At 71.3% G+C, this 26,630-nt stretch carries 24 protein-coding genes and 1 tRNA gene; 16 read left to right on the plus strand and 9 right to left on the minus strand.

The features are described from left to right. The first annotated feature begins 32 nt into the window (after positions 1-32). Together L107_RS11485 and L107_RS11490 are read left to right on the plus strand one after the other, a co-directional pair. Positions 33-722, plus strand: coding sequence for a response regulator transcription factor (locus tag L107_RS11485; protein ID WP_159818948.1), 690 nt, complete (start codon positions 33-35; stop codon positions 720-722). Between the two features lie 303 nt (positions 723-1,025). Further along, positions 1,026-4,295 carry an efflux RND transporter permease subunit gene (locus tag L107_RS11490; protein WP_159818950.1) on the plus strand — a complete coding sequence of 1,090 codons (3,270 nt, stop codon included), beginning with the start codon at positions 1,026-1,028 and terminating at the stop codon, positions 4,293-4,295. A 225-nt stretch (positions 4,296-4,520) separates the two neighbouring features. Here L107_RS11490 and L107_RS11495 read toward each other — a convergent pair whose 3' ends face one another. From L107_RS11495 to L107_RS11505, 3 genes are all read right to left on the minus strand, one after another. Further along, positions 4,521-5,111, minus strand: coding sequence for a GUN4 domain-containing protein (locus L107_RS11495; RefSeq protein ID WP_159818952.1), 591 nt, complete (start codon positions 5,109-5,111; stop codon positions 4,521-4,523). Continuing rightward, complete coding sequence (locus L107_RS11500) at positions 5,108-6,202, minus strand: efflux RND transporter periplasmic adaptor subunit (RefSeq protein ID WP_159818954.1); 1,095 nt, start codon at positions 6,200-6,202, stop codon at positions 5,108-5,110. Before L107_RS11500 ends, L107_RS11495 begins: the two co-directional genes overlap by 4 nt. A gap of 268 nt (positions 6,203-6,470) precedes the next feature. Further along, positions 6,471-6,542 (minus strand) — tRNA-Lys (locus L107_RS11505). A 51-nt stretch (positions 6,543-6,593) separates the two neighbouring features. Between L107_RS11505 and L107_RS11510 the strand changes: the two genes are divergently transcribed. The 7 genes from L107_RS11510 (at position 6,594) to L107_RS11540 (ending at position 12,145) form a co-directional block, all read left to right on the plus strand. Then, complete coding sequence (locus tag L107_RS11510; protein ID WP_159818956.1) at positions 6,594-7,109, plus strand: gamma carbonic anhydrase family protein; 516 nt, start codon at positions 6,594-6,596, stop codon at positions 7,107-7,109. Between the two features lie 30 nt (positions 7,110-7,139). Next, on the plus strand, positions 7,140-7,262 hold the full coding sequence (locus L107_RS11515) for a photosystem II protein Y (RefSeq protein ID WP_015108528.1): 123 nt from the start codon (positions 7,140-7,142) through the stop codon (positions 7,260-7,262). Then, positions 7,262-8,659 carry an FADH(2)-oxidizing methylenetetrahydrofolate--tRNA-(uracil(54)-C(5))-methyltransferase TrmFO gene (gene trmFO / locus L107_RS11520; protein ID WP_159818958.1) on the plus strand — a complete coding sequence of 466 codons (1,398 nt, stop codon included), beginning with the start codon at positions 7,262-7,264 and terminating at the stop codon, positions 8,657-8,659. The genes L107_RS11515 and trmFO overlap by 1 nt, the downstream gene beginning before the upstream one ends. Before the next feature lie 41 nt (positions 8,660-8,700). Further along, complete coding sequence (crtH, locus tag L107_RS11525; protein WP_159818960.1) at positions 8,701-10,278, plus strand: carotenoid isomerase; 1,578 nt, start codon at positions 8,701-8,703, stop codon at positions 10,276-10,278. 8 nt (positions 10,279-10,286) lie between these two features. After that, the gene (locus L107_RS11530) at positions 10,287-11,228 is read left to right on the plus strand and encodes a carbon-nitrogen hydrolase family protein (RefSeq protein WP_236550647.1); all 942 of its coding nucleotides are present in this window, start codon (positions 10,287-10,289) and stop codon (positions 11,226-11,228) included. A gap of 90 nt (positions 11,229-11,318) precedes the next feature. Further along, positions 11,319-11,600, plus strand: a complete 282-nt coding sequence (locus L107_RS11535; protein ID WP_159818962.1) for a hypothetical protein — start codon at positions 11,319-11,321, stop codon at positions 11,598-11,600. Further along, the gene (locus L107_RS11540) at positions 11,597-12,145 is read left to right on the plus strand and encodes a hypothetical protein (protein ID WP_159818964.1); all 549 of its coding nucleotides are present in this window, start codon (positions 11,597-11,599) and stop codon (positions 12,143-12,145) included. The genes L107_RS11535 and L107_RS11540 overlap by 4 nt, the downstream gene beginning before the upstream one ends. A gap of 30 nt (positions 12,146-12,175) precedes the next feature. Here L107_RS11540 and L107_RS11545 read toward each other — a convergent pair whose 3' ends face one another. Further along, complete coding sequence (locus tag L107_RS11545; protein ID WP_159818966.1) at positions 12,176-12,967, minus strand: response regulator transcription factor; 792 nt, start codon at positions 12,965-12,967, stop codon at positions 12,176-12,178. 203 nt (positions 12,968-13,170) lie between these two features. Between L107_RS11545 and L107_RS11550 the strand changes: the two genes are divergently transcribed. Further along, positions 13,171-13,434, plus strand: a complete 264-nt coding sequence (locus L107_RS11550; protein WP_015108534.1) for a DUF6761 family protein — start codon at positions 13,171-13,173, stop codon at positions 13,432-13,434. On the opposite strand, the gene grxD is transcribed toward L107_RS11550, so the two are convergent. The 4 genes from grxD to L107_RS11570 are packed head-to-tail and all read right to left on the minus strand — an operon-like array spanning position 13,431 to position 15,392. Further along, positions 13,431-13,754, minus strand: coding sequence for a Grx4 family monothiol glutaredoxin (gene grxD, locus L107_RS11555; RefSeq protein ID WP_106222641.1), 324 nt, complete (start codon positions 13,752-13,754; stop codon positions 13,431-13,433). The genes L107_RS11550 and grxD overlap by 4 nt on opposite strands. Before the next feature lie 23 nt (positions 13,755-13,777). Next, positions 13,778-14,011, minus strand: coding sequence for a BolA family protein (locus L107_RS11560; protein WP_015108536.1), 234 nt, complete (start codon positions 14,009-14,011; stop codon positions 13,778-13,780). 47 nt (positions 14,012-14,058) lie between these two features. Further along, the gene (locus tag L107_RS11565; RefSeq protein WP_159818968.1) at positions 14,059-14,634 is read right to left on the minus strand and encodes a hypothetical protein; all 576 of its coding nucleotides are present in this window, start codon (positions 14,632-14,634) and stop codon (positions 14,059-14,061) included. A gap of 29 nt (positions 14,635-14,663) precedes the next feature. Beyond that, complete coding sequence (locus tag L107_RS11570) at positions 14,664-15,392, minus strand: 1-acyl-sn-glycerol-3-phosphate acyltransferase (protein WP_219904444.1); 729 nt, start codon at positions 15,390-15,392, stop codon at positions 14,664-14,666. Between the two features lie 142 nt (positions 15,393-15,534). Between L107_RS11570 and L107_RS11575 the strand changes: the two genes are divergently transcribed. After that, positions 15,535-16,284 (plus strand): pyridoxine 5'-phosphate synthase, encoded by a 750-nt coding sequence (locus L107_RS11575; RefSeq protein ID WP_159818970.1) that lies wholly within the window; start codon positions 15,535-15,537, stop codon positions 16,282-16,284. A gap of 13 nt (positions 16,285-16,297) precedes the next feature. After that, complete coding sequence (locus tag L107_RS11580) at positions 16,298-16,618, plus strand: MgPME-cyclase complex family protein (RefSeq protein ID WP_159818972.1); 321 nt, start codon at positions 16,298-16,300, stop codon at positions 16,616-16,618. Between the two features lie 45 nt (positions 16,619-16,663). Here the strand turns inward: L107_RS11580 and L107_RS11585 are convergent, their stop codons facing one another. Then, positions 16,664-17,017, minus strand: a complete 354-nt coding sequence (locus L107_RS11585) for a hypothetical protein (protein WP_159818974.1) — start codon at positions 17,015-17,017, stop codon at positions 16,664-16,666. Between the two features lie 121 nt (positions 17,018-17,138). Between L107_RS11585 and L107_RS11590 the strand changes: the two genes are divergently transcribed. Genes L107_RS11590 through L107_RS11605 form a run of 4 tightly spaced genes read left to right on the plus strand, consistent with a single transcriptional unit; the run spans position 17,139 to position 26,590 of the window. Further along, the gene (locus L107_RS11590) at positions 17,139-17,807 is read left to right on the plus strand and encodes a metallophosphoesterase (protein WP_159818976.1); all 669 of its coding nucleotides are present in this window, start codon (positions 17,139-17,141) and stop codon (positions 17,805-17,807) included. A gap of 10 nt (positions 17,808-17,817) precedes the next feature. Further along, positions 17,818-21,102, plus strand: a complete 3,285-nt coding sequence (locus L107_RS11595) for an exodeoxyribonuclease V subunit gamma (RefSeq protein ID WP_159818978.1) — start codon at positions 17,818-17,820, stop codon at positions 21,100-21,102. Beyond that, positions 21,099-24,905: a UvrD-helicase domain-containing protein gene (locus L107_RS11600; RefSeq protein WP_159818980.1), complete on the plus strand. Its 3,807-nt coding sequence runs from the start codon at positions 21,099-21,101 to the stop codon at positions 24,903-24,905. The genes L107_RS11595 and L107_RS11600 overlap by 4 nt, the downstream gene beginning before the upstream one ends. Next, positions 24,902-26,590 carry an ATP-dependent RecD-like DNA helicase gene (locus tag L107_RS11605; protein WP_159818982.1) on the plus strand — a complete coding sequence of 563 codons (1,689 nt, stop codon included), beginning with the start codon at positions 24,902-24,904 and terminating at the stop codon, positions 26,588-26,590. The genes L107_RS11600 and L107_RS11605 overlap by 4 nt, the downstream gene beginning before the upstream one ends. The last annotated feature ends 40 nt before the right edge of the window (positions 26,591-26,630 follow it).

Consider the following 26,630-nt stretch of genomic DNA (forward strand, 5'->3'; position numbering starts at 1 on the left):
ATGATGAGGGAGACCTGGATGGCCTGGCCACCATGGATCTCACGCCGTTCCTGGGCAGCCTGGAGGGGAACACCTTCGATGCGGTGCTGCTGTCGGTGGCGTCCGGGGGAAAGGTGGCGATCGCCATGAAGGGCCGCTTCCTGCTGCGGGCCCTGTGCGAGAGCATCAGCGACCGCAGCCTGATCGGCTGCGCCATCACCCACGAGCAGGGCTGCCTCGACTACCTGCAGCGGGATCCCTACGACCTGCTGCTCTGCACCGACCACCTGGAGAGCGGCAACGGCTTCGACCTCACCCGCCGGGCCAAGGCGCTGTACCCCGACCTCAAGGTGGTGATGCTGGCCCTCGGGGATGTGATCCCGGCGGAGTACGAGCACGCCCCCTGGCTGGAGGCCGTGGTGGCCGAGGCCGACATCGTCGACGACCAGCGGCCCCTGCAGGCCGCCGTGATCGCCGTGATGGGCCACCACTCCTACCGCAGCCCCTCGCTGCGCTCCGGCAAGCTGCCCTACCTCAGCTGTCCGCGGCTGACGCCGCGGGAGTACGAGGTGCTCGACCTGCTGGCCAGCGGCCTCAGCGACCGGGAGATCGCCCGCAAGCTGGGGGTGAGCGACGCCACGGCCCGCACCTACACCAAGCGGTTGCTCCAGACCCTGGGCGTCAACAACCGCCTGCAGGCCGTGCTCAAGGGGGTGCGCTGCGGGATGGTGCAGCTGGGTTGAGACGATCAGGGGATCCAATGGAAGCGTGACCGATCGGTGCATGGCGGCGTTCGCGGATGTCGTCTGGAGAGCTCCACTTCCTTGCCTACCGAGGGGATCCGCTCCAAGGACACCGATGCGTGGCGCGCCAGCCCATGCGGAGACATCAAGAACGCGCAACAGAGCCTGCTCGCCGGGTCCACCCCCAACAAGCTGATCTCACCACATCAAACGAGCCAAGCCAGCACATCTTGGACGGCTGTTCACCCATCACCAGAGCCTTGGTCTCCGGCTCCTCGCCCACCTCCCTTCGCGAACTCCGCCGTGAGCCTCTCCGACCGCTTCATCCGCAATCCGGTCCTCACCACCGTGTGCTCCCTGGTGATCCTGCTCGTTGGCGGTGTGGCGATCCCCCTGCTGCCCCTGGAGAAACTGCCGCAGCTGGCACCCACCCAGATTCAAGTCACCGCCACCAACATCGGCGCTGACGCCCGCACCACGTTCGATACCACCACAAGGGTCCTGGAGAAGGAAATCAACGGGGTGGAGGAGATGAAATACATGGCCTCCAATACCTCTTCCGATGGCATCAGCAACATCAACGTCTTCTTTCCCGTTGCCGTTGACAGGAATGCAGCCCAGGTCAACGTGCAGAACCGGGTGGCCCAGGCCGAACCCAGCCTGCCAGAAGTCGTGAAGCAGACCGGCGTGACCGTCAAGGCGGCCTCACCCAGCATCCTGGTGGCCTATGGCTTCTTCGCCGACACTGGCAGTAACGGGCGGCCGCTCTACAACCAACTCTTTCTCAGCAATTACGTTGACCAGAACCTGATCGATGAAGTGCGACGCATCCCCGGGGTCGGCGACGTCAAGATCATCGGGGAGAGGCGGTATGCCCTGCGCCTCTGGCTTGACCCAGCACGGATGGCCGGCGCAGGCCTCACCCCCATGGATGTCCAACGCGCCCTGCTGGATCAGAACATCCAAGCCGGCGCCGGACGCCTGGGCCAGGAACCCAGCTCGAAAGGCCAGGAGGTGGCCATACCGCTGATGGCCAGGAGCCGCTTCCGCAATGTGGCCGATGCCGAAAACCTGGTGCTCAAGGTGGGCGATGACGGCACGCTCGTGAAAGTGAGCGATGTGGGCCGGGTAGAGCTTGGCGCTGAAAATTACGACGTCGACACGAGCCAGAGCGGCCGGCCTGCGGCCTCACTGTTTGTGTATCAGTTGCCGGGTGCCAATGCCCTCGATACCGGCAACCGGGTCAAGGCGCGGATGAAGGAGCTCTCCCAGACGTTCCCGCCCGGGGTGCGTTATGAGATTCCCTACGATTCCACCCTGTTCGTCACCACCTCGCTGACAGACGTGACGGGCAACCTTCGCGATGCCATCGTGATGGCGGTGCTCACCATCCTGCTGTTTCTGCAGGACTGGCGCTCCACGATCGTGCCCGCGCTGGCGATGCCGGTCGCGATGGTGGGGGCCATGGCGGTGGTGCTGGGTCTAGGTTTCAGTATCAATCAACTCACCATGTTTGGCATCATCCTGGCCATCGGCACGGTGACCGATGATGCCGTGGTGGTCGTGCAGGCGATCAAGGCCAAGCTCAGCCAGGGGATGAAGCCCCTGCAGGCCGCCCTTGATGCCATGAATGAACTGGCCTCCCCCACGATCACCGCTGCTCTGGTGCAACTGGCTGTGTTCATCCCGGTCTGCTTCTTCCCTGGCACAACCGGAATTGTCTACCGCCAGTTCGCCATCACCCTGGCGGCAGCCATCGTGTTTTCAACATTCAACGCCCTCACCTTCTCCCCCACCCTCAGTGCCCTCTTCCTCCAGCCGGAGGGCGCCAAACCCGATCGGGTTCAACGCGGGCTGAACTGGGCCTTCGGCTGGCTGTTCCGCTTCTTCAATCGTGGCTTTGGAGCGCTGATGGCCTGGTACGGCCGCACCATTCAGCGGCTGGTGGCAATGCGCTATCTGGTGTTCGCCCTGTTTGTGGCAGGCCTGGCAGCCACCTACGGAATGTTGATGTTGGTGCCCACCGGCTTCATCCCTGAGGAAGATCAAGGCTTGATGATCATTCAGGGGGAATCACCACCCACCGCGTCCCTGCCCTACACCCAGCGGCAGGTGGCCCAGGTCACGAAGATCCTCAAGGAGGTGCCGGAGATCGAGAGTTTCCTGGGCGCCGCCGGGTATGGGCTGGAGGGGAACGCCTACAACAAGTACCTGTTCTTCATTCGCCTCAAGCCATGGGATCAGCGCCCTGATGCGAACCAATCGGTGTTCAGCCTTCTGCAGGCCATCAACGCCCGCCTGCGCGCCGAGGTGAGCGGCTCTCTGGCCTTTGCCGCCAACATTCCCCCGGTCGATGGCGTTGGGGCCACCGGGGGGTTTGAGTTCCATCTGCAGAACCGCGCCAAACAGCCGATGGATGTGCTGATCGACAACGCGCAAGCCCTGATTTCTTCGACTGTGGATCGACCTGAGCTGGGACGGGTCACCACCTCATTCACACCGGCGACCGAGCAGATGGCGATCAGCCTCGATCGCGATCTGACCAAAACCCTGAATGTGGACATACAGGAGGCTTTTGGCACGCTGCAGGCCTATCTTGGCGGGACGTATGTGAATGACTTCATCCTCGGCAGCGACCAGTACCGCGTCTATGTCCAGGCGGAGGCCGACGAGCGCCGGCAGCCCAGCGACATCGCCTCCTTCTTCGTACGTTCCCGCGATGGAAACCTGGTGCAGATGGAGAGCCTGGTGAACACAGAGCCCTTCATTGCACCGCCCACGATCACCTCCTTCAACGTCTACGAATCGATCAAGATTCAAGGTGTGCCCGCGCCGGGCTACAGCTCCGGGCAGGCCCTCTCCGCGATGGAGGAGCTGGCCGCCGCCACCCTTGATCCGGGTTTTGGCTACGAGTGGGCTGGTTTATCGCTGGAGGAAAAGAGTGCTGGCGGATCCACGGTGGCGATCTTTGCCCTGGCGTTTGTCCTGGTGTTCCTGGTGATGTCAGCCCAGTACAGCAGCTATATCGACCCGATCATCATCCTGCTGACCGTGCCGCTGGCCACCCTCGGGGCCATGGTGGCGATCTGGGCGCGAGCCAACCTGCTCCAGGCCGGCAGCTTCTGGCCGGTGATCAGCAATGACATCTTTGCTCAGGTTGGATTGTTGATGCTGATCGGCATGGCCAGCAAGAACGCCATCTTGATCGTGGAGCAGGCCAATGAGTTCCGCATCCTGGGAATGGGTCTCCACCAAGCCGCCATCAATGCCGCCAAGGTCCGGTTCCAGCCGATTGTGATGACCGCCGCCTCCGGTCTGGTGGGCTACATCCCCCTGATGACGGCTTCCGGTGCAGGTGCCATGAGCCGCTGGTCGATCGGCACCGTGAGCTTCGGCGGCTACCTGGTGGCCACCGTGCTCAGCCTGGGGGTGGCCCCTGTGCTCTACGTCATCATCAAAGGGTTGGAGCAGCAGTTGCTGGGTGATGGCGGCGGTGGCGGCACTGACACAGCAGCTGGTGATGCTCCAACGTCTGAGCCCGGCACGGACGCTGTCCAGCCACTTCTGCGATGAATCGGGCCAATCGCCAGCGTCTTTTCGCCGCCCTGGTCGGTGCCATGGTTGGGGCCGGATTGGGGCGCTCGATCGAACCGCTCAGCCAGGGGCCCAGCGGCATGGAACGGTTCCGAAGCCAGCCGTATCAGCGTCTCTACCGGGCCTATCCCAGGGTGGGCGCCGGCCTGGGAGCCCTCGCAGCCGTTGGCCTGGCCACCATTGCCCAAGCGCAACGCCGCCGTTTCAGGCAGCAAAAACCTCGATCATCCGTGCCATCAAGAGGTTGGCGCCCTTGAGGCCGTAGTCGCTGCCCCAGCAGCGCAGCGGCAGATGGCCTGGTGGTGGCAGGTCATCGTCGTCCATGGCCCCAGACACCGGCACCGTGAGCTCGTCCGGCAGGACAAAGCCCACCCCCGCCAGCGTGGGCCAAGCCACGGCCTGGGTGAAGCGCGCGAACAGCGCAACGTCCTGGCTGATCAGGCTTTCGCGGCTGCCACCCAGCTCTCGATACAACTGCTGCTGCATCGAGAAGCCCTGACGTCCCTGGCTGCTGGTGCTCCAGAGGCCATCGATGATCTGCAGCATCGCCGCCGGGCAGCGCTCCAGCGCCTCCGGACTGACATCTCCGTGCTGATCCGCCAGCCCATCGAACAACAGGTTCCCGGTCTCCCTGTCAGCGGCATCGAGATCACCTGCGGCAAGGAGGTCGCGCAAGCGGGAGTACCGCTGCACATCACCCACCAGCAACAGTGTGTTCTGCAAGGTCTGGAGCTGGATGATGAGCTCTGCCTGTTGGTGTTCAAGGGCGGCGACGCGCTCGTCCAGGCTGCTCATCGGACGCTGACGGGGGAGCCGTGGCGAAGGCTGAACAGGTTGCTCACGATGACCAGCTGGCCGGATTGAAGACCCTGGCGCACCGGATAGCGATTGTTCTGAAGCGACCGCAGTGACACCGGCGTTTTCATGGCGTACCGGGTGGTGGCTGGCAACGCCCGCAGTTGCTGCAGCGGACTGTTGCCCGGCCGGGCTTCCAGCTCCTGCCGGGTGCCCACCACAAAGACGAAGGTCTGGCCGCTCGTTCGCGTCACCGCCACAGCCGGAACAGACAACGCGGGGCGTCGGTCGATCACCAGACGCGTGCGCACCCGCTCGCCGTTGCGGAAACGCCCGTCCCGGTTGTCAATCTCCGCCTTGGCCAGGAACGACTGGGTGGCGCCGCTGGCACGGGGGTCAATGGAGACCAGCCGGCCTTCGACGCTGGCGCCACCAGTGGGGTCGCTGACCAGGACCGTCTGCCCGAGCCGCACCCGCTGGCCGTACTGGGCCGGCACATTCACCCGGGCCAGCAACCGTCCAGTGCGCTGGATGGTGGTGAAGGGTGTGCCGGCACTGATGACATCGCCCGGATTCACCTTCACATCGCTCACCACACCAGAAATCGGTGCCCGCAGATCCTTGAAGGCGAGATCACTCTGCTTGGCGCGGACGGCCGCATCAGCGGCAATGAAGTTCTGACGCAGCGCGTCGCGCTGGATGGGCGCGGCCGCACCCTGTCTCACCAGGAACTCAAAGCGCTCGACATTGAGCTTGCTCTCATTGCGCTGACTCACCAGCGCCCGCAGCTCCTCCCGAAGCTGCGTCTGATCCAGCACCACAAGGAGCTGACCCTCGCGCACCGCATCGCCTTGGCGCATCTGCAGGCGTTCAATCCGGCCCCCTGCCTGGGCCGCCAGGTTCACCTCATCGGGAGCCTCCAGGCTACTGATCGTGTTGATCTGCTCCGGAAAGGCCACGCTTTCCACCGGGCTGGCTTCCACAGCCAACGGCTTGATCGCCAGTGGCGACTCTTTCTGCGCACAGCCGGCACAGCTCAGCACCAAAGCCAGAAGGGTGGCGGGACTCCGTGTCAGGTGCAGCCGAATCATCCCCGGATCTTCCCGTCTGAACAGCGCGTCAGCCCTGGAGCGGAAAGGGGCCGTCTTCATTGTCGGGGGGTACCCCCGATGCGCTGTGAATCCGTGATCAACGGCCACCAAGGGAGGTCCACCCCGATGGGAGTCCATCGATCAGGGGTTCCCGAAATCGGGGGGACGCCACGAGGAGGGGAAAGCGCTCACGGCTGCCGAAGACCCGTTGCTGAACCGGCACCGACAGGCCCAGGAAGGCGCTGAGCGAACTGTTCAGGGAAAGGGATGGGTCGCCTGAGATTCGAACTCAGGACCAGTCGGTTAAAAGCCGAATGCTCTACCGCTGAGCTAGCGACCCGTCGCTGGGGAAGCTATCACCCGACGGCGACCCTCTCCAAGCCCGCCAGCCATGACCAGCCCCGACGCCTGGCCCAGTCGCTGGGGCGCCCCCCGCATCGACGCCGCCGCCTGGGTGGCCCCGTCGGCGGTGGTGATCGGCGATGTGGTGCTGGCGGCGGGGGCCAGCCTCTGGCCCACCGTCGTGGCCCGGGGAGATGTCTGCGCCATCCGGGTGGGGGAAGGCAGCAACGTGCAGGACGGCGCCGTGCTGCACGGGGATCCGGGCCAGCCCGTGACCATCGGCAGCGATGTGACCATCGGCCACCGGGCCGTCATCCATGGCGCCACGCTGGAGGACGGCTGCCTGATCGGCATCGGCGCCATCGTGCTCAACGGCGTCACGGTGGGGGCCGGGGCCCTAGTGGCGGCGGGCTCGGTGGTCACCCGTGATGTGCCCGCCGGCGCCCTGGTGATGGGGGCGCCGGCGGCGGTGAAACGCCAGCTGGATGCCGCCGCGATCGAGGCCCAGCGCCAGCACGCCCGCCGCTATCGCCAGCTGGCGGAGGTTCACGCTGGACTCCGTTAGGATCCCGCCATCGTTTTTCCCTCCCCCGCCATGGACCTCCGGCTGCTGCTCGTCGCTGCTCCGATCCTCCTGGCCGTGGGTTGGGCCGCCTTCAACATCGGCCGCGCCGCCGTGGGTCAGCTCCAACTGATGCTCAAGCGCGCCCGCGCCTGATGGTCGTCGTCATCGGTGCCGGTCTGGCCGGCACCGAAGCCGCCTGGCAGATCGCCGAGGCCGGGATTCCGGTGCGGCTGGTGGAGATGCGGCCGGTGCGCCCCTCCCCGGCCCACCACAGCGGCGATTTCGCCGAGCTGGTCTGCAGCAACAGCTTCGGCTCCCTCTCCCCGGATCGGGCCGCCGGCCTGCTGCAGGAGGAGCTGAGGCGCCTGGGATCGCTGGTGATCCGCACCGCCGATGTCCATGCGGTGCCCGCCGGTGGGGCCCTGGCCGTCGACCGGGGCCGCTACAGCGCCGCCCTCACCGCCGCCGTCGAGGCCCATCCCCAGGTGACGGTGGAGCGCCGCGAGCAGCTGGCGCTGCCCGACCCCGGTGACATCGCCGTGCTGGCCACCGGACCCCTCACCGGCGCCGCCCTGGCCGACGACCTGCTGCGCTTCACCGGGCGGGAGTCCTGCCATTTCTTCGATGCCGCCAGCCCGATCGTGGAGGGTGAAGGCATCGACCTGTCGGTGGCCTTCCGGGCCAGCCGCTACGACAAGGGCGACGCCGATTACATCAACTGCCCCATGGACCGGGAGCAGTACCTCGCCTTCCGCACGGCCCTGCTGGAGGCCGAGAAGGCGGAGCTGAAGGATTTCGAGCAGGAGAGCGCCACGTTCTTCGAGGGCTGCCTGCCGATCGAGGAGCTGGCCCGCCGCGGCGAGGACACCATGCGCTATGGCCCCCTCAAGCCGATCGGCCTCTGGGATCCCCGCTGGGGCGACCTGCACGACCGCGACGTGCGCCGCGCCAAGCGGGCCCATGCGGTGGTCCAGCTGCGCCAGGAGGACCGGGACGGCCAGATGTGGAACCTGGTGGGGTTCCAGACCAACCTCAAGTGGGGCGAGCAGCAGCGGGTGCTGCGCATGATCCCCGGCCTGGAGAACGCCAGCTTCGTGCGCTTCGGGGTGATGCACCGCAACACCTTCCTGGAGTCCCCCGAGCTGCTGCAGCCCACCCTGCAGTTCCGCCAGCGCCCCACCCTCCTGGCCGCCGGCCAGATCACCGGCACCGAGGGCTATGCGGCCGCGGTGGCGGGCGGCTGGCTGGCCGGCACCAATGCCGTCCGCCTGGTGCGGGGCCTGCCGCCCCTGAGCCTGCCGCCCACCACCATGGCCGGCGCCCTGCTGGCCTTCATCAGCGAGGCGGAGCGCAGCCACGGCGCCCGTAAGGGGGGCTTCCAGCCCATGCCCCCCAGCTTCGGCCTGATGCCGGAGCTGCCCGAGCGCATCCGCGACAAGCGCCGCCGCTACGGCGCCTACCGCGACCGGGCCCTGGCGGACCTGGCCGCCTGGGACGCGCAGCGCCGGAGCGGGGCCACCGCCGCCGTACCGGTGGGCGTCCGGGGCTGATCGCTTCCTAGGGTCGGGCCGCTCCCGTTCGCCTGGTTCCGGTGACCGTCACCGCCCCTTCCTCCGCCGCCGCCCCCCTCACCGCGGCCGATGGCCGCCCCTGGGACGTGGTGGTGATCGGCTCGGGGATCGGCGGGCTCGTCACCGCCAGCCAGCTGGCGGCCAAGGGGGCGCAGGTGCTGGTGCTGGAGCGCTACCTGATCCCCGGCGGCAGCGGCGGCAGCTTCCGGCGCGAGGGCTACACCTTCGACGTCGGCGCCTCGATGATCTTCGGCTTCGGCACCCAGGGCCACACCAACCTGCTCACCCGCGCCCTGGCCGATGTGGGCGAGCACTGCGAGACGATCCCCGACCCCGCCCAGCTGGCCTACCACCTGCCCGGCGGCCTGTCGGTGGCGGTCGACCGCGACTACGAGCGCTTCATCGCCGATCTCACCGCCCTGTTTCCCCATGAGGCCAAGGGGATCCGCGCCTTCTACGACACCTGCTGGCAGGTGTTCCGCTGCCTCGATGCGATGCCGCTGCTGTCGCTGGAGGACCCCGCCTACCTGGCCAAGGTGTTCTTCCGCGCGCCCCTGGCCTGCCTGGGGCTGGCCCGCTGGCTGCCGGTGAACGTGGGCGCGGTGGCCCGTGCCCACATCAGCGATCCGGCCCTGCTCAAGTTCATCGACATGGAGTGCTTCTGCTGGTCGGTGATGCCCGCCGATCGCACCCCGATGATCAACGCCGGCATGGTGTTCTCCGATCGCCACGCCGGCGGCATCAACTACCCGAAAGGCGGCGTCGGGGTGATCGCCGAGAAGCTGGTGGCGGGCCTGCGCCGCCACGGCGGCACGATTCACTACCGCGCGCGGGTGGTGAAGGTGCTGCTGGAGGGCGCGGGATCCCAGGCCCGGGCCGTGGGGGTGAAGCTGGCCGGCGGCGAGGAGATCCGCGCCCGCCGGGTGGTGAGCAACGCCACCCGCTGGGACACCTTCGGCTCCCTGGTGGACGAGGCCCACACCCCGGCGGCCGAGCGGACCTGGCGGCGGCGCTACCGGCCCTCCTCCTCGTTCCTCTCCCTGCACCTGGGGGTGCGGGCCGAAGCGATTCCCCCCGGCAGCCATGTCCACCACCTGCTGCTGGAGCGCTGGGAGGACATGGAGGCCGAGCAGGGGGTGATCTTCGTCTCGATCCCCACCCTGCTGGATCCCTCCCTGGCCCCGGCCGGCCACCACATCGTGCACACCTTCACCCCATCGTCGATGGAGGTCTGGCAGGGGCTGGCGCCGGGGGCCTACCGGGCCGCCAAGGAGGCCGCCGCCAGCCGCCTGATCCGCCGCCTGGAGGCGATCCTGCCGGGCCTGGAAGGGGCGATCACCCACCGGGAGATCGGCACCCCCCGCAGCCACCGCCGCTTCCTGGGCCGCCACGGCGGCAGCTACGGGCCGGTGCCGGCCCTGCGGCTGCCCGGCCTGCTGCCGATGCCCTTCAACCGCACCGCCATCCCCGATCTGTACTGCGTGGGGGATTCCTGCTTCCCCGGCCAGGGCCTGAATGCGGTGGCCTTCAGCGGCTTCGCCTGCGCCCATCGCATCGGCGCCGACCTGGGCCTCAATCCCTGGAACCTGCCGGCGTGAAGCACCCCATGCCCATGGTTCCCGACCATCGCCTGCACTGCGTCGTCAGGTCGCAAGCGCCGGCCGCCGGCGAGGGCCTGCGGCTGGGGATCTGGCAGGGCAGCGGCAGCGCCGGCACCCCAGAGGCCCTTGAGGAGAACCTGGAGCGGCTGGAGCGGGTCTGCGAGCTGGCGGCGGGCCACGGGGTGCAGCTGCTGGCCTTCCCGGAGCTCTACCTCACCGGCTACATCGTCACCCCGTCGATCGTGCGGCAGCTGGCCGAGCCGGTGGACGGCCCCAGCCTGCGGCGGGTGGCCGCAGCGGCGCGCCGCCATGGCCTGGCGGTGGCCTGTCCCTACGCCGAACGGGCCGCCGTGGCCGGTGAGGAGCGCTTCTACGACGCCATCGCCCTGTTTGACCGGGACGGCAGCCTGCTGCGCAGTTACCGCAAGACCCACCTCTGGGGACCGGACGAGAAGCGCTGCTGGAGTGCCGGCTACCGCCACCCCGAGGAGGGGGCGGCCTTCACGGTGCAGCCGGTGAACGGGATGGGGGTGGGCCTGCTCAACTGCTACGAGGCCGAATTCCCCGAGCTCACCCGGCGCCTGGCGCTGGAGGGGGCCCGGCTGGTGCTGATCCCCACGGCCGCCGATGTCTGGGCCGAGCTCAGCACCGGCGAGCGCACCGACCGGCCCTACCCGGATGTCTCCCGCACCCTGATCCCCGCCCACGCCTTCCAGAACGGCTGCTTCGTGGCCTACGCCAACCGCTGCGGCGAGGAAACGGTGAACGGCCGGGTGATGGCGGCCTACCTGGGCAACAGCGTCATCTGCGGCCCCCATGGTGACGTGCTGGCGGCCTCCCGGCCCGAGGCGACACTGCTGATCGCCGACTGCCGGCCCGGCGAGTACGGGCCCACCCACCCCGCCGCCACCCGCTATCACGAGGATCTCCGGCCCGATCTCTACTGACCGACGGCCCAGCCACCAGCCGCGACCCGGGCGGCCGGCCACGCCGGAGCAGGGGCGGCCGTAAGCTCTGTAAACATTTATTGCGCGTCCATGGCGGCTCCGATTCCCAGCTCCTCCGACCTGGCGCGCTACCTGGAGGCCCGCGGAGAGATGGGCAAGCCCTGGGTGTGGCATCTGCTCCGGCTCAGCAAGCTCAAGGAGGCCAAGGACACCATGGAGCCCAACGAGTACGTCGAACGGCTCGGGGAAGCCCACGCCGACCTGATGCGGCTGGGTGAGTTCTGGAAAGGGCGGGAGGCGGAGGTGTTCGGGGGCCGCTACCAGCCCTCCCAGGTGATCGAGCCCCTGCCCGGTTCCCCCGACGACCGATGAGCCCCACCCCGACGGCCCAGCGCTACCCGATGGCGCCGCTGATCCGCTTCACCCTGCTCACCCTCTACCTGGCCCTCGTCCTGCCCCTGCCGGTGCTGGCGCCCCCATCCCTGCGCCTGCCCCTGCTGCTGGCCGCCAGCGCCGGCCTGCTGCTGGTGGTCGCCATCACCAGTGAGCGGGTCGAGCTGGACGAGCGCCAGCTGCGGGTGGGCCATCCCCCCTGGTGCTCCTGGCTGCTGCGCCGCGGCTGGCAGCTGCCCTGGGATCGCATCACCGCCCTCACCCCGGTCACCACCAGCCAGGGCGGACGGGTGTACTACGTGCGCACGGCCAGCTCCCAGGGGGAACGCAGCGGCACCGCCTGGCTGCTGCCCCAGCGGGTGGCCCGTTTCGAGGACTTTCTGGAGCGCTTCAGTGCCGCCACCGGCATCGCCACCGAGGGCATCGGTCGGATCAGCCCTCCCTGGACCTACCGTCTGCTGGCCCTGCTCTGCGGCCTGCTGCTGGCGGGGGAAGCTGCGGCCCTGATGCTGCGGCCGGCCTGAACTGGTCCTGCCGTCCTGCCGGGGCGGGGCCTAGTTGAGGCGTGAGGCGCTGCTCGGGGAGGACACCAGCAGGCCGGAGCCAGCGGCACCGGCGGCCTCTTCGCTCAGCTCCGGCAAGGTGTCGAGGCTGAAGCGGTAGCCCTGCTGCCGCATCGTTTCGATGGCGCCGCCTTCCCCCAGTCCAGCCTGTTCGAGCTTGCGGCGCAGGGTCAGCACCTGGGTGTCGACCGAGCGGGGGCCGCCACTGAAGGGGGGCCAGGCCATGCGCAGGAGTTCCTGGCGGCTGCGGACCACCCCCGGCGGCATCAGCAGGGCGCAGAGCAGGGCGAACTCCCGCGGGCTGAGCTCCACCGGCTGGTCCCGCAGGGTGACCTGACGCAGCAGCAGGGGCACTTCCAGGGGGCCCACACAGACCCGTTCCTGGAGGCCGCTGCCGCTGCGGCGCAGCAGGGTGCGGCAACGGGCCGCCAGCTCCTCGAGGCCGAAGGGCTTGCGCAGCACGTCGTCGGCGCCCGCATCGAGCAGGGCCACCACGGGCTCCGAGCCGGAGCGGGCGGTGAGCACCATCACCTGACAGTGCAGCTGGGCGGCGAGGCGCAGGGCCGAGGTCTCCTCGAGCAGCTCCGCGCTGACCAGCAGATCGGGAGACTGCTCCTGGCAGATCTCCAGGGCTTCCCGGGCCGTGGCGACGGCGGCGGCCAGGTGGCCGTCCTGACGCAGACGCTGGGCAAGAACCGTGCGGAGGGTCGCGTGGGGGTCGACCACGAGGACGCGGCGAGGTGTTCCTCCTGGGTCAGTCAGCTTGTCCTGGGCCACGGGCATCTCCTCGGCATCACGATGAAATCAGAAGCGGAAGTGCCGACAGCCGATTGAGTGAGGCAACGCTAACTGGAAATGTGCGGGGACGCCGGTGACGGGCGATGCCTTGTCAACTGTCCGCCCCCGGATGACGGTCCCGGCACGGCAGGATGGTGCCATCCGCCGGCTCTCGCCGCCACCATGACCCCAGGGGCCCGACCCCAGCCATGACAGCACTCCAACACCCCGACGCGATCCGCCACTTCCAGTCCCTGTGTGATGCCTGCCAGGCCCTGTCCGACCGTCACCACGGACCCTCCGAACTGCGGCTTTACGCGGACGGCTACCTCCATGCCCTGCGTCGCACGGCCGTGCTGGATCACCACTCCCAGCGCCGGCTGGAGGAACTGATCGACCGCTGGATCCAGGACCCCTCCAGCTTTCTGGGGCCCGACGGCCAGCCCCGCCTGCTGATGGAGCGGAGCCGCTAGGAGGCCAGCGCCACTTCCAGCTTCTCGCGCAGCTCGCCGCTGTTGTACATCTCAATGAGGATGTCGGAGCCGCCGAGGAACTCCCCTTTCACATACACCTGGGGAATGGTGGGCCAGTCGGAGAACTCCTTGATCCCCTGGCGGATCTCCATGTCGGAAAGGACGTCGAAGGTCTCGAAAGGCACACCCAGCGACTGCAGGATCTGGACGACGTTGTTAGAGAATCCGCACTGAGGCATCAATTTGTTGCCCTTCATGAAGACCATCACCGGGCTGGCGCTGATCAGGGCGTCGATGCGTTGACGGGTGCTGGCATCCATGGTCGGAATCGCGAAGGGGAACGTCAGGAAGGAAGGGAAGTCTGCAGGGCCAGGGCATGGATCGCCTCGCTGGCCAGCTCGCTGCGCAGGGCGCCGTAGACGAGCTGGTGCTGGCGCACCCGGTTGAGGCCGGCGAAGGCACCGGACACCACCTTCACCTGCAGGTGGTCGCCGCCCCCGGTGAGATCCTCCACCTCAACGGCGGCATCGGGGAGCGCGCGCAGGATCGCGTCCTTGACCTGCTCCGGTTGGACCATGGCGGCGGGGGTCGGGGAGATGACGGAAGGCTGGAATCTAAGGACGATCAGCCACCGGCGGCCGATCCCGGGGCGTTGTACGGGGTGATCACGAAGCCCAGCTCCACCAGCTGCTGGTAGGCCTTGCGGCCAGCCTCGTTGGTGGGGGTCATGATCTTCACCACCTCCACCAGCAGGGGGATGGCCACCTCGGGCTGGTTCTGGCGGCGGAACAGGGCCGCCAGCCGCAGGTTGGACTCGGCCAGCAGCGTCAGGGCCTCCCGGCCCTTGTCATCCATCTCCCGGGGGATGCGGGCGTCGAGACCCCGGAAGGAGCCGCTCAGGTCGCGGTAGAAGCCGAGCAGGCGGCGGCTGGCATCGCGGGCCAGGTCGTAGAGGCGGCGGCCCTCGGCCAGGTTGCCGCTGGCCACCGCCGCATCGCCCCTCGACAGGAGGGTCTTGACCGCGGAGAGGTTGAGATCGGTGCCGGCGGGCTGGACCGTCTGGGGGGCGGCCTGGGCCCGGGCGGGCGGCGGCAGCAATGGCTGGGCCAGGGCCAGCAGGGCCAGGCAGCTGCCGCAGACCCCGGCGAGGCCCGATGGCCGGGCGGATCGGAGGGCAGAAACGGCGGAAGGCCTGATCACGTCGACGCCTGACGGGTAACGGCCGAACTTTACGGGGAGCCGATCGGGCGACCCACCACGAGGCGGGCCGCTTGCTCGGCCGACTCCATGGCGGCGGCGAGCTCGGCGCTGAAGTCCAGGGCCGCCTGGCGTCCCTGGCCCGCCGCCCGCAGGGGGCGGCCGAAACAGACGGCGGCCTGGTCACCGGGGCGGGGATCGGCGTGGCCGTAGGCGAGACCCACCGGGACCACCGGCACGTCCACGCCCTGGCTGGCGGCCAGGAGGGCCAGGCGGGCCAGCCCCTGGTGCAGACGGATCGGACCGTCCTCGCGCCGGATGCGGCCCTCGGGGAACACCACCAGCTGCTGCCCGCAGGCCAGCAGCTCCACCGAGAACCGCAGGCTGGCCAGGGTGGGACGCCCCTGGTTCACCGGGAAGCAGCCGAGGCGGTGCAGGAACCATCCCTGCAGCCCCTTCATCTCATCGGCCGTGACCATGAAGCGGCAGTCCCGGCCCGTGACCCGTCGGCCCGCGGCCCAGGGCAGCATGAGGGCGTCCCAGCGGGCCCGATGGGTGGGGGCCAGCAGCACCGCACCGTCGCGGGGCAGGTGCTCGCGATCGAGCACCGTCAGCTCGCCGAAATAGCCCCGCAGCGCCAGGTCGATGGTGACCACCATCGCCACGGGGGACAGCCAGGGGCTGATGCCGTTGCAGAGGGAGCGCTCCCGCTGGCTGACCAGCGGAGAGAGGCCTGGTCCGGAGGGCGTCTGCGCCGCCAACACTCTCGATCCGGCAGAACGTCGATGTCGAAGCTAGGGGCTGGATCCCCCCTTGCCGGCCCGCGGCGGGCAGTTGGGCCTGCGGCCGCACCCCCGGCGACCGATACGGTGCGATCAGGATCGCTTCAGCCACCCGCCGCCCATGGCCAGCCTCGGGGTCAACATCGACCACATCGCCAACGTGCGGCAGGCCCGCCGCACCGTGGAGCCCGACCCGGTGCGCTGCGCCCTGCTGGCCGAGCTGGGCGGCGCGGACGGCATCACCGTGCACCTGCGGGAGGATCGGCGCCACATCCAGGACCGGGACGTGGAGCTGCTGCGGGCCACCGTCCGCACCCGGCTGAACCTGGAGATGGCGGCCACCGCGGAGATGGAGGCGATCGCCCTGCGGGTCCGGCCCGACATGGTGACCCTGGTGCCGGAACGCCGCGAGGAGGTGACCACGGAAGGGGGCCTGGACGTGGCCGGCCAGGTGGACAGCCTCGCGCCCCTGACGGGGCGCCTGATGGAGGCGGGCATCGGCGTCAGCCTGTTCGTCGACCCCGACGACGCCCAGCTGGAGGCCTGCCGCCACTGCGGCGCCCGCTGGGTGGAACTGCACACCGGCGCCTATGCCGAAGCCGCCTGGGGGGAGCAGCCGTTCCAGCTGGCCCGGATCACCGAAGCCACCGCCATCGCCCGGGGCCTCGGCCTGCGGGTCAACGCCGGCCATGGCCTCACTTATCACAACGTCGAGCCGATCGCCGCGATCGAGGGGATGGAGGAACTGAACATCGGCCACACGATCGTGGCCCGCGCCCTGGTGGTGGGCCTCCAGGAGGCGGTGCGCCAGATGCGGGCGCTGGTGCAGAATCCCCGCCGCGACCCGCTGTTCGGCGACCGCCAGCCCTGAGGCCCCTCCCGCCATGACCCGCTACCACTTCGTCGCCGCCAGCCGCGCCTTCCTGCTCGAGGAGGAACCCCTGGAGGAGGTGCTGCGCGAGCGCCGGCGCAACTACGCCGAAAAGGACAAGGCCATCGACTTCTGGCTCCTGGAGCGTCCCGCCTTCCTGGAGGCCCCCGAGCTGGCCGCCAGCGTGGCCGCCGTTCCCCGGCCGGCGGCGGCGGTGGTGTCCACCGACGAGAAGTTCATCACCTTCATGAAGCTGCGCCTGGAGTTCGTGGCCGTGGGCAGCTTCGAGGCCCCCAGCGCCACGATCCCCGACCCCCTGGCCACCCTCAACTGACCCGGAGAGAGGGGCTGGACGGGGCGCCTGCCGGTCGGGCCCCGCTCAGAACAGGCCCAGGAACCGCCGCCGGGGCGCGTCGGCACCCTCGTCCTGGCCCGATCCGGCGGGGCGCGGTCTGCCCTGGCCGCCGTCCTGCTGGTAGCGCGGCTTGCTGTCACCGATGGTGAGGGGGGCTTCCTTGTTCTTCCACCAGATCCAGTCCCGGATCGGTGGGGTGTTCTGCAGTTCCCAGCGGGTCAGACCCAGCCCCAGCCGCGACGAGGCATCGAGCAGCACATCCAGCATCTGCTCACCGTCACTGCAGCGGGCCAGGGCCTCGTTGGTGCGCTTCGCCCCGTCGAGGGCCTTCACCAAGGCGTTGACGCGCTGCGTGACCGGCAGATCCTTCAGGTCCATCGCCCGTTGCCTCCAGGGTGCACCGAGGGCGCACCGTATCAGCGCTGGACCCCCGCCGGCGCCGGCGGGGGTGACAGAAGCCCACTCCAGAGGCAAGACTTGGGGCGAAGCTTCCCTCTTGATGACGTTCCCGGACCGGCGTCCACCCCATCACCAGCCACCCCGCCACTGGGTCATCGGTGATGTGCATGGATGTGCGGAAGCTCTGCAACGCCTTCTCGTCCAGTTGCCGGCGGGCGATCGCCTCGTGTTCTGCGGCGACGTGATCAACCGCGGCTCCCGCATCGAGGAGGCCATGGACCTCGTCTGGGACCTGGTGCGTCGCCAGCGGGCGGTGTGGCTCAAGGGCAACCACGAGCGGGATCTGGTGCGTCAGCTCGACACGGGCCTGGCCCCCGGCCGGCCCGACCTGAACGGCAACGACACCTACCGCCAGCTGGGGGAGGCCCGCTGCCGCCTCTGGCGCGACCGCCTCGACCAGCTGCCCCTCGCCTACTGGGGTCAGGGCTGGGTGGCCACCCATGCCGGCTTCGATCCCCGCACCTGGCAGCCCGACCTCAACGTGAGGCTGGCCTTCTGGCAGGCCTACGACGACCGCTTCGGCGAGGTGATCGTCGGCCACACCCCCGGCCCCGGCCTGCGGCGCGTCGGCTCGATCGTCCTGCTCGACACCGGCGCCTGCTACGGCGGCGATCTCACCGCCTACTGCCCGGAAACAGGGCAGACGCGGCAGGTGAGCAACCCGGTGGCGGCCCCCACCTTCGGCCCGGCGATGAGCCGGGCCCTCTGAGCCCACCCCTTTGCTGACGGTCTTTCGCAGCAACCGGGCCGAGTTGCTCGCCCGCCTGCTGGCCACCCAGCTCCGCCTCACCCCTCCGGACCCGTTCGAGCAGGTCCAGGTGGTGGTCAACACCTGGCCCACCAGCCGCTGGCTCGGCGAGCAGCTGGCCGAGCACCTCGGCGGCATCGCCGCCAACCTGCGCTTTCCCTTCCCCGGCAGCCACCTGCGCCAGCTGGTCGACCAGCTGCTGGCCCCGGTCGGCGAGGTCCCTGAGGCGGGGGTCGCCGATCCCTGGCGTGCCGACCGGCTCGTCTGGCCCCTGCTCGACTTGCTGCCGGCGGTCGCCACCGCGCCGGAGGGGGAGCCGCTGCGCCTCTGGCTCGCGGACAGGGGGGCGGGACCGCGGCTGGAACTGGGCCTCTGGCAGCTGGGGCGGGCCATCGCCGATGCCTTCGACGATTACGCCCTCTACCGGCCCGAGCTGCTGCGGGCCTGGGAGAACGGGCAGGCGATCGATGGCCGCGGCCGGCCCCTGCCCGACAGCCAGTGCTGGCAACCCCTGCTGTATCGCGCCCTGCGGGCGGAGCTGGGCGCCGAACCGTTCGGGCGCCGGGTGCAGGGGCTGATCGACCGGCTGCGGCGCGGCAGCCCTCCCCCGGCAGCGGCTAGCGGCGGCACCCTGCGCCTCTTCGGCCTGAGCAGCATGGCGCCGATCCAGGTGCAGCTCCTGCAGGCCCTCAGCCGGCACCGGCCGGTGGACCTCTACCTGCTGACGCCCTGCCGCGATCTCTGGCGGCGCTGCGGCGAGCGCCGCCGGGAGCTCAGCGACGCCCTGGCCCTGAGCCAGCCCCTCGACGCCGCCTGGCTGCTGCAGGCCCCGGGCCTGGAGGCCCGCTTCGGCCGCCTGGGGGGAGAGTTCCAGCAGCTGCTGGAGGGCACCGGCGAGGCCCAGCTGGGGGAGGAGCAGGAGCGCGACCTCTTCTTCTCGCCCGCCGCCGGCACCTCCCGCCCCCCCCTGCTGGCCCAGCTGCAGGACCAACTGGCCGATGCCGAGCGGATGCCGGCGCTGGCCCTGGATCCGGAGGACCACTCCCTGGAGTTCCACGCCTGTCCCGGCCGGCTGCGCCAGGTGCAGATCGTGCGCGACCGGCTCCTGCAGCTCCTGGCGGCCGACCCCAGCCTCGAACCGCGGGACATCCTGGTGATGACACCCGACATCGACGGCTTCGCCCCCCTGGTGGCCTCGGTGTTCGGCGATGCCCATGCCACGGAGGTGGAACTCCCCTGGCGCCTCACCGACCGCAGCCAGCAGGACGGGGCGGGGCTGGGCAGCACGGTGCTGCTGCTGCTGGAGCTGGCCGGCACCCGGCTGACCGCCACCGGCCTGGAGACCCTGCTGGGCTGCCGACCCCTGCTGGAGCGGTTCGGCCTCGAGCCGGGCGAGGCGGCCCGCCTGGTGGAGGCCCTGCAGGAGGCGGGCTTCCGCTGGGGCCTGGACGGCGAGGAGAAGGACCCGCCCTGCCACAGCCTGGCCTGGACGATCGATCGGCTGTTGCTGGGCCTGGTGCTGCCCGCCGAGGCGGGCCTGGCGCCCGGGGAGACCGCCCCCTGGGAGGCGGGGGTGCCCCTGGAGCTGACCGGCCGCTGGCTGCACCTGCTGGGGCGGCTGCGCCACTGGCTGGGGGAGCTGCGCCGGGGCGGCACGGCGAGCGTCTGGGCGGAGCGGCTGCGGCGGCTGACCGATGACCTCTTCGGGGACGCGGGCGACATCGCCGGTGAGCGGACCGAACTGATGGGGGCCATCGACGCCTGGCAGACGGCCGCCGGGGCCTGCGCCCTGTCGCTGGAGGCCCCGGTGGTGGCCGCCGCGCTGCAGGAGCTGCTCGGGGCCGAGAGCGGCCGCTTCGGCCACCGCAGCGGCGCCCTGACGATCAGTGCCCTGGAACCGATGCGGGCGATCCCCTACCGGGTGATCGTGCTCATGGGGCTGGACGCGGGGCCGTTTCCCCGGCAGGGCGACCGCCCCGCCTTCCATCTGATGGAGGGGCAGCGGCAGCTCGGCGATCCCCACCCCGCCGACCAGGACCGCTACGTGCTGATGGAGGCCCTGCTCTCCGCCCGGGACCACCTGCTGCTCAGCTGGAGCTGCCGCGACGACCGGACCGGCGCCGACCTGCCCCCGTCCGGGCCGGTGCGCCAGTGGCTGCAGTGGCTGGCCGGCCAGCTGGATCCGGAAGCCCTGGGGCGGCTGGTGGTGGAGCACGCCGCCAACCCCCTCGACCGGCGCAACTTCCTGCCCGCAGGCGGGCGGGAGGCGCCCAGCTGTGACCGGCGGCTGCTGGAGGCGGTGCGCCGCCTGGCCGGCGATCGGCCGGTGCCGCCCGCGGCGCTCCTGGCCGGGGCGACCCCCCAGGAGATTCCTTCCGCCGGCGGGAGCGACGCCTACACCGACCTGCGGGACTGGCTGGTGGCCCCCCAGAAGCACTGGCTGCGGTCCCTGGGCCTGCGGCCCGGGGAGTGGGAGAAGCGGGTCGACGACCTCGAGGCCCTCGCCCTCGGGGAGAGGGAGCGCTCCTCCCTGCTGCGGGGGACGCTGGAACGCTGCGATGCGGAGCCCGGCGGGGAGGCCCCCCGGTCGGCCGCCGACTGGCTCGACCGGCACCGGGGCCAGGGCCTGCTGCCGCCCGGGGCGGCGGGCGCCATGGAGGCGGAGCTCCTGCAGCGCCGCTGGACGGGCCTGGTGTCCGCCCTGGAGGCCATCGGCCCCCCCCGGCGCCGCAGCCACCACTGGGGTGCCTGGCAGGCGGCGATCCCCTGGCGGGGCGAGGCCGTCGTGCTGGTGCACACGGCCCAGGCCCGGGTCAGCCACCGGCTGGAGCTCTGGCTGCAGCTGCTGCTCGCCAGCGCCGCCGGTCCCCCCCCGGGCCGGGGGGTGCTGATCGCCCGGGACGGCGAGGGTTACCTGCCGGTGCTGGAGCTCACGGCGCCGGCCCCCGAGGCGGCACGGGAGGAGCTGAACCGCCTGGCGGACCTGCAGCGGCAGTGGCGCTCCCGGGGTTGGCCGGTGCCGCCGGAAACGGGCTGGAGCCACGTGGAGGGCGAGCGCAAGAAACCCGGCCAGGGACGGGCCCGGGCCTCCGGCACCTGGGAAGGCTCCGGCTTCCACGCCGGTGAGCGGGATCGGGCCGAGATGGAGGCCTGTTTCGGCGCCGGCCTGGCGGCGGACGATCTGCTGACGCCGGAGCTCCTGGCCCTGGCCAGTGACCTCTTCTCCCCCCTGCTGGCGGCGGAGGTGGAGCGATGACCGTCTCCGGCGACGGCCCCTGCGGGCCCGAGGGCTTCGACGCCAACGGCGTCGCCCTCGATGACGGCATCGTGCTGCTGGAGGCCAGCGCCGGCACCGGCAAGACCTTCGCCCTGGCCCATCTGGTGCTGCGGCTCCTGGTGGAGAAGCGCATGGGCCTGCGCGAACTGCTGGTGGTGACGTACACCAACGCCGCAGCGGCGGAGCTGCGCGATCGCATCGGCCGCCGGCTCCAGGAGGCCCTCACCGGCCTCCAGGCCCCCGCGGGCTGGGCGGCACCCGATCCGGTGCTGGTGGAATGGCTGGCGTGCCAGCCGGCCGAGCCCGCCGCCCGCGCCACGGTGCAGGGGCTGCTGCTGCTGGCCCTCGAGGAACTCGACGCCGCCGACATCACCACCATCCACGGCTTCTGCCAGCGCACCCTGCGGCGCCACGCCATGGAGGCCGCCCGCCCCCCCGAACTGACGCTGGAGGCCGACGCCGCCGACCTGGTGCGCCAGGTCGCCCACGACTACTGGCAGCAGCAGGTGCTGGCCCTGCCCCTGCACCTGGTGGAGGGGCTGGCGGAGGCCATCGACCTGGGGGACCTGGAGCGGCTGCTGCTGCTGCTCGATGGCGACCCCGGCCTGGCCCTCGATCCCCTGCCGGCGGGTCTGGGTCTGGAGCGCCCGCTGGCCGAGCAGCTGGAGGTCCTCTGGGAGGCCCCCTGGGCGCGGTTCCGACGGGCCTGGTCGGCCGGGGGTCGGGACCTGGAGCAGGCCTTCCGCGCCGCCGCCGCCCAGTGGCGGGCCGCTGGAGCCAGCGCCACCACGCCCTATGCCGTCAGGCCCAGAAGCGATCGCAGCGAGCTGGTCGACGCCTGGCTGGCCCAGCAGCCCGAAGGCGGCAGCTACGCCGCCCTGAGGGCCCAGAAGGAACTGGGGTCGTACTTCCACCCCGATCCCTTCTGCAAGGCGGCCCGCAAGGCGGAAGGGGCGGAGCGGGAGATCCGGCTGCCCGGCCATGGGCTTCTGGAGGCGGTGGCCTCCGTGCGCGAGGGTCCGGCGGAGATGGTGCTGCTGCATGGCTGCCACTGGGGGCGGGCGGAGCTGGCCCGGAGGCGGTCCCGCAGCGGCAGCCTCGGCTTCGCCCAGCTGCTGGAGGGACTCGACCCCGGCCCGGAGGCCACGGCCCCCACCCCCCTGCTGCGGGCCGTGGGTGAGCGCTACCGGGCCGCCCTGATCGATGAGTTTCAGGACACGGACCCGGTCCAGTGGCGGATCCTGCGGCTGGCCTTCCCCGGCGAGGCCCACCTGCTGGTGATGGTGGGGGATCCGAAGCAGGCCATCTACCGCTTCCGCGGCGGCGACCTGGACACCTACCGGCTGGCCCGTCGCAGCGCGGCGCGGGTGCTGGCGCTGCAGGAGAACCGGCGATCGAGTCCGGCGCTGATCGGCAGCCTCAATGGCCTGATGGCACCGGCGGGCCTGCCCCGCTCCGGCCTGCCGGTGCCGCCGGTGCTGGCCCGCTCGCGGCGAAGCGGTCCCGACGGCATGGCGCCGGTGCGCCTGCTCTGGCTGGGGGGCGAGCGGGCGGCGGGCGATGCCCTGCCCAGCCGGAGTGCCCTGGAGGCCCGGCTGCCCGCTCTCGTGGCTGACGCCGTCCTGGAGCTGCTGGAGGAGGCCCCCGTCCTGGCGGGGGGCGACGGGCGGCCGTCCCTGCCCCTGCGCGCCCGCGACATCGCCCTGCTGGTCCACAGCCATCGCCAGGCGGAGGACCTGCGCAGCGCCCTTGAGCGCCGGCACATCGCCAGCCGGCTGGTGAGCAAGGCCGATGTGTTCGCCAGCCCGGCCGCCACCGCCCTGCAGCGGCTGCTCGATGCCCTGGCCGATCCGGCCGACCCCGGCCGGCTGCGCCTGCTGGCCGCCTCCCCCCTGGTCGGCTGGTCGGCGCGGCAGATCGCCGAGGCCGCTCCGGCGGCGTGGAGCGAGCTGGCTGGCCGGCTCCAGGCCCTGGCCCGGGAGCTGCCCCATCGGGGTCCGCTGGGGGTGCTCTCGCAGCTGGTGGACGGGGAAGGGCTGGCCCGGCTGAGCGTCAGCGGCCGGCTGCTGGCCGACCTGCAGCAGGTGGCCGAACTGCTCCAGGAGCGCCTGCACGTGGAACAGCTGGACCTGGTGGCCGCCGCCGACTGGCTGCGGCGCCTGCGTCTCGACCAGACCCGCGCCGGCGGAACCATCCCCGAATCCCACCAGGCCCACAGCGACAGGGCCGACGAGGCGGTGACGGTGATCACGGTGCATCGGAGCAAGGGGCTGGAGTTCCCGGTGGTGATCTGTCCCTATCTATGGCAGGCGGCCGGCACCACCGGCGCCGGCGGCCACCGGGTGGGTCTCCGCTGGCATCCGGCCCCTGGCGGCGGCGCCCACCTCGACCTCCATCTCCGTCCCACCTGGGGACGGGGATGGCAGGCGCTCCGCCAGCACCGGGACGCGGAGCGGGCCGAACGGGAGCGGCTGGCCTATGTGGCCGTCACCCGGGCCCAGCACCTGCTGCTGCTCGCCTGGGGGCCGGCGAAGGGCCAGCAGGCCAACCCCCTGTTCCCCTGGCTCTTCCCGGACGAGCCCCTGCCCGATCCCGAGGACGAGGCCCCCATCGCCGGGCGCAGTGACGGAGACTGGCACGGGCGGCTGCGGGCGGCGATCGAGGGTCGGGCCCTCGGGATCGAGCTGCGCCAGGTCGCCGCGGAGCCAGGCGCCCCGCGGACGCTGGCGCCGGCACCGGCGGCGGTCGAGGCCCTGCGCTGCGGGCCGGTGCCCCTGCGCACCCTGGACACCAGCTGGGGCCGCAGCAGCTACACCGCCTGGACCCGCGCCGCCCACGGCGCCGGCGTCTCGGAGGCGGCCCTGGAGCAGGGCCGCGACACCAGCGATCCCAGCCCCGACGGCGAGGCCCCGGAGGGCGGCGACGCGGCCCCGTGGCCGGAGCAGGGTCCCCTGGCCGGCTTCGCCCGCGGGGCGGGGGCCGGCGACTGTCTGCACCGGATGCTGGAGCATCTTGACTACCGGGTTCCCACCGACACCCCGGCCAGCCGGGAGCTGGTGGAAAGGGAGCTGCGCCGGGCCGGGCTGGAGGGGGAAGCCCTCGAGCCCCTGCTGCGGGGACTGGAGCAGATGCGGCTCACCCCCTTCGGCGGTGGGCTGGGGTCCCTGCGGGTGGCCGATCTGGGGCCGGAGCGCCGGCTCAACGAGCTCAGCTTCGATCTCACCCTCGGCTTCGCCAGGGCGGCGGAGCTGGCGGCGGCCTTCGCGGAGCACCCCGGCGGCGCCTTCGGTGCCGCCTACGCCGCCAGCGTGGCGAGCCTGCCGGTGGCCAGCCGGGGCTTCCTCACCGGCTCGATCGACCTGGTCTTCACCGCGGCCGAGGCCAACGGGGAGCAGCGCTGGTGGGTGGCCGACTGGAAGAGCAACTGGCTGGGCCGGCGGGACGGTGAGGGCAGGCCCCTGGCCTGCGGCCCCCGTCACTACGGCCGGGAGGCGATGGGCGCCCTGATGGCCCAGAGCCACTACCCCCTGCAGGCCCACCTCTACCTGGTGGCCCTGCACCGCTACCTGGCCTGGCGGCTGCCCGGCTATGCCCCCGGACGCCATCTGGGTGGGTACTCCTACGTCTTCCTGCGCGGCACGCCCGGGGAAACGGGGGCACAGGCCCAGGGCGGAGCCGTGCCGGGGATGTTCGTGGAGCGCCCGCCCCTGGGGCGGGTCCTGGCCCTCGATGCGGCCCTGGGCGGCCGTGGCACCGAAGGCCCCAGGGAGGAGCCGTCATGAGGGAGCCCCTTCCGGCCGGCCAGCCCTGGGTGGGAGCCCTCGCCCTCGGCCTGGCGGAAGCCCTGCCGCGCCTGCACGGCACCCCCCCCGATCCCCTGGTCGGCGAGCTGATCGCCGCCCTCACCGCGGCCCTGGCCCGGGGGGAGCTGGAACTGGATCTGAGGGGCCCGAGACCGGCGGAGGTGAGCGAGGCCGCCTGGCCGGAGGGGCACCGCCGGGCCCTGGCCGCCAGCCCGCTCGGCGGCGATCCGGACGGGCCCCTGGCCGTGGAGAACGACCGACTGCAGTGGCGCCGCTGGCAGCGGCAACGCCAGGCGGTGCTCGAGGCCCTGGTCGATCGGGTCGGCGCCCTGGAGCCGGGCGGCGGCGGCGAGACTCCCGGTGCTGGGGATCCCGCTGCTGCGGGTCCCATCGCTGCAGAGCCCGGGGCTGGGGAGCCCGGCGCCCCCCGGAGCCTCGATGGCCGTCAGCGGCAAGCGGTGGCGGCGGTGCTCCGCCACGGACTGGTGCTGCTGGAGGGTGGACCCGGCACCGGCAAGACCAGCACGGTGGCGGCGATGATCGCGGCCCACCGGGCCAGCCAGCCCGACGCCCGCGTCCATCTGGCGGCGCCCACCGGCAAGGCGGCGGGCCGGCTGCGGACCGCCACGGGGGGCACCCTTCCCTGCACCACCCTGCACCGGCTGCTGGAGAGCCGCGGCGACCGTTTCGGCCGCCACCGGGGCCGGCCCCTCGACCTCGACCTGCTGGTGGTCGATGAGGTGTCGATGGTGGATCTGGGCCTGATGGGCGCCCTGCTGGACGCCCTGCCCGGCACCTGTCGGCTGGTGCTGGTGGGCGACCCGGCCCAGCTGCCGCCGATCGCCCCCGGGGCCGTGCTGCAGGACCTGCAGCGGCCCGAACACCGCCGCCGGCTGGGGGGCGCCGCCATCACCCTGACCACCACCTACCGCAACGCCGGGGCCATCGCCGCCGTGGCCGCCGCCCTGCGCCAGGGGCTGGGGGCCGCCCCCGGCCCGCAGGAGCCGGATCCGGTCGCCCCCATCCGGCCGCTGCTCCAGGCCCTGGATGACACCGACAACCTCCGGTGGCTCCCCTGCTCCCCCCGGACCCTGCCGGCGGAGCTGCTGGAGCGGCTGCGCCGCCACCAGGCCGAGCTGGCCCGGCTGGCCGGCCGCTGCCGGCCGGGCTCCCCCCGGGGATGCCAGGCACTGCTGGCCGAGCGGGACCGCCTGCTGGTGATGGCCCCCCAGCGCCAGGGACGCTGGGGTCTGGAGGCGATCCACCGCACCCTGCTGGGGGCTCGGCGGGGCGACGACCTGCAGGATCTCCCCCCGGGCACCCCCGTCCTCTGCCGCCGCAACCTGCCGGAACTGGACCTGGCCAACGGCGATGTGGGCGTGCTCGTGGGCGGTCCCGGGCCCTCGGCCCGCCTGCTGTTCGGGGACGGTGAGGGGGAGCCGCTCTGGATCCATCCCGGCCAGCTGGCCGGCGCCGCCGAACCGGCCCTGGCCCTGACGGTCCACAAGGCCCAGGGCAGCGAAGCCGAGGAGGTGATCGTGTTGCTGCCCAGCGGCAGCGCCCGCGACGGGCGGCTGCTCTACACCGCCCTGACCCGGGCGCGGCAGGCGGCCCTGCTGATCAGCGAGCGGGAGGAGGGGCCCACGGGCGGGGAGGGTCCGTAAGGCTTCTTCATTCACCGCCACAGCCGGCAATGTGTCTACG

The organism is Cyanobium sp. Copco_Reservoir_LC18 (assembly GCF_009834675.1).
GTDB lineage: Bacteria > Cyanobacteriota > Cyanobacteriia > PCC-6307 > Cyanobiaceae > Cyanobium > Cyanobium minutissimum.

Excerpts from the sequence above, each read along its gene's own strand:
- L107_RS11485 (WP_159818948.1), top strand. The coding sequence starts at position 33 with ATGGATCTCACGCCGTTCCTGGGCAGCCTGGAGGGGAACACCTTCGAT.
- L107_RS11495 (WP_159818952.1), bottom strand. The coding sequence starts at position 5,111 with ATGAGCAGCCTGGACGAGCGCGTCGCCGCCCTTGAACACCAACAGGCA.
- L107_RS11500 (WP_159818954.1), bottom strand. The coding sequence starts at position 6,202 with ATGATTCGGCTGCACCTGACACGGAGTCCCGCCACCCTTCTGGCTTTG.
- L107_RS11510 (WP_159818956.1), top strand. The coding sequence starts at position 6,594 with ATGACCAGCCCCGACGCCTGGCCCAGTCGCTGGGGCGCCCCCCGCATC.
- L107_RS11515 (WP_015108528.1), top strand. The coding sequence starts at position 7,140 with ATGGACCTCCGGCTGCTGCTCGTCGCTGCTCCGATCCTCCTGGCCGTG.
- trmFO (WP_159818958.1), top strand. The coding sequence starts at position 7,262 with ATGGTCGTCGTCATCGGTGCCGGTCTGGCCGGCACCGAAGCCGCCTGG.
- L107_RS11530 (WP_236550647.1), top strand. The coding sequence starts at position 10,287 with ATGCCCATGGTTCCCGACCATCGCCTGCACTGCGTCGTCAGGTCGCAA.
- L107_RS11535 (WP_159818962.1), top strand. The coding sequence starts at position 11,319 with ATGGCGGCTCCGATTCCCAGCTCCTCCGACCTGGCGCGCTACCTGGAG.
- L107_RS11540 (WP_159818964.1), top strand. The coding sequence starts at position 11,597 with ATGAGCCCCACCCCGACGGCCCAGCGCTACCCGATGGCGCCGCTGATC.
- L107_RS11545 (WP_159818966.1), bottom strand. The coding sequence starts at position 12,967 with ATGCCCGTGGCCCAGGACAAGCTGACTGACCCAGGAGGAACACCTCGC.
- L107_RS11550 (WP_015108534.1), top strand. The coding sequence starts at position 13,171 with ATGACAGCACTCCAACACCCCGACGCGATCCGCCACTTCCAGTCCCTG.
- grxD (WP_106222641.1), bottom strand. The coding sequence starts at position 13,754 with ATGGATGCCAGCACCCGTCAACGCATCGACGCCCTGATCAGCGCCAGC.
- L107_RS11560 (WP_015108536.1), bottom strand. The coding sequence starts at position 14,011 with ATGGTCCAACCGGAGCAGGTCAAGGACGCGATCCTGCGCGCGCTCCCC.
- L107_RS11575 (WP_159818970.1), top strand. The coding sequence starts at position 15,535 with ATGGCCAGCCTCGGGGTCAACATCGACCACATCGCCAACGTGCGGCAG.
- L107_RS11580 (WP_159818972.1), top strand. The coding sequence starts at position 16,298 with ATGACCCGCTACCACTTCGTCGCCGCCAGCCGCGCCTTCCTGCTCGAG.
- L107_RS11585 (WP_159818974.1), bottom strand. The coding sequence starts at position 17,017 with ATGGACCTGAAGGATCTGCCGGTCACGCAGCGCGTCAACGCCTTGGTG.
- L107_RS11590 (WP_159818976.1), top strand. The coding sequence starts at position 17,139 with ATGACGTTCCCGGACCGGCGTCCACCCCATCACCAGCCACCCCGCCAC.
- L107_RS11600 (WP_159818980.1), top strand. The coding sequence starts at position 21,099 with ATGACCGTCTCCGGCGACGGCCCCTGCGGGCCCGAGGGCTTCGACGCC.
- L107_RS11605 (WP_159818982.1), top strand. The coding sequence starts at position 24,902 with ATGAGGGAGCCCCTTCCGGCCGGCCAGCCCTGGGTGGGAGCCCTCGCC.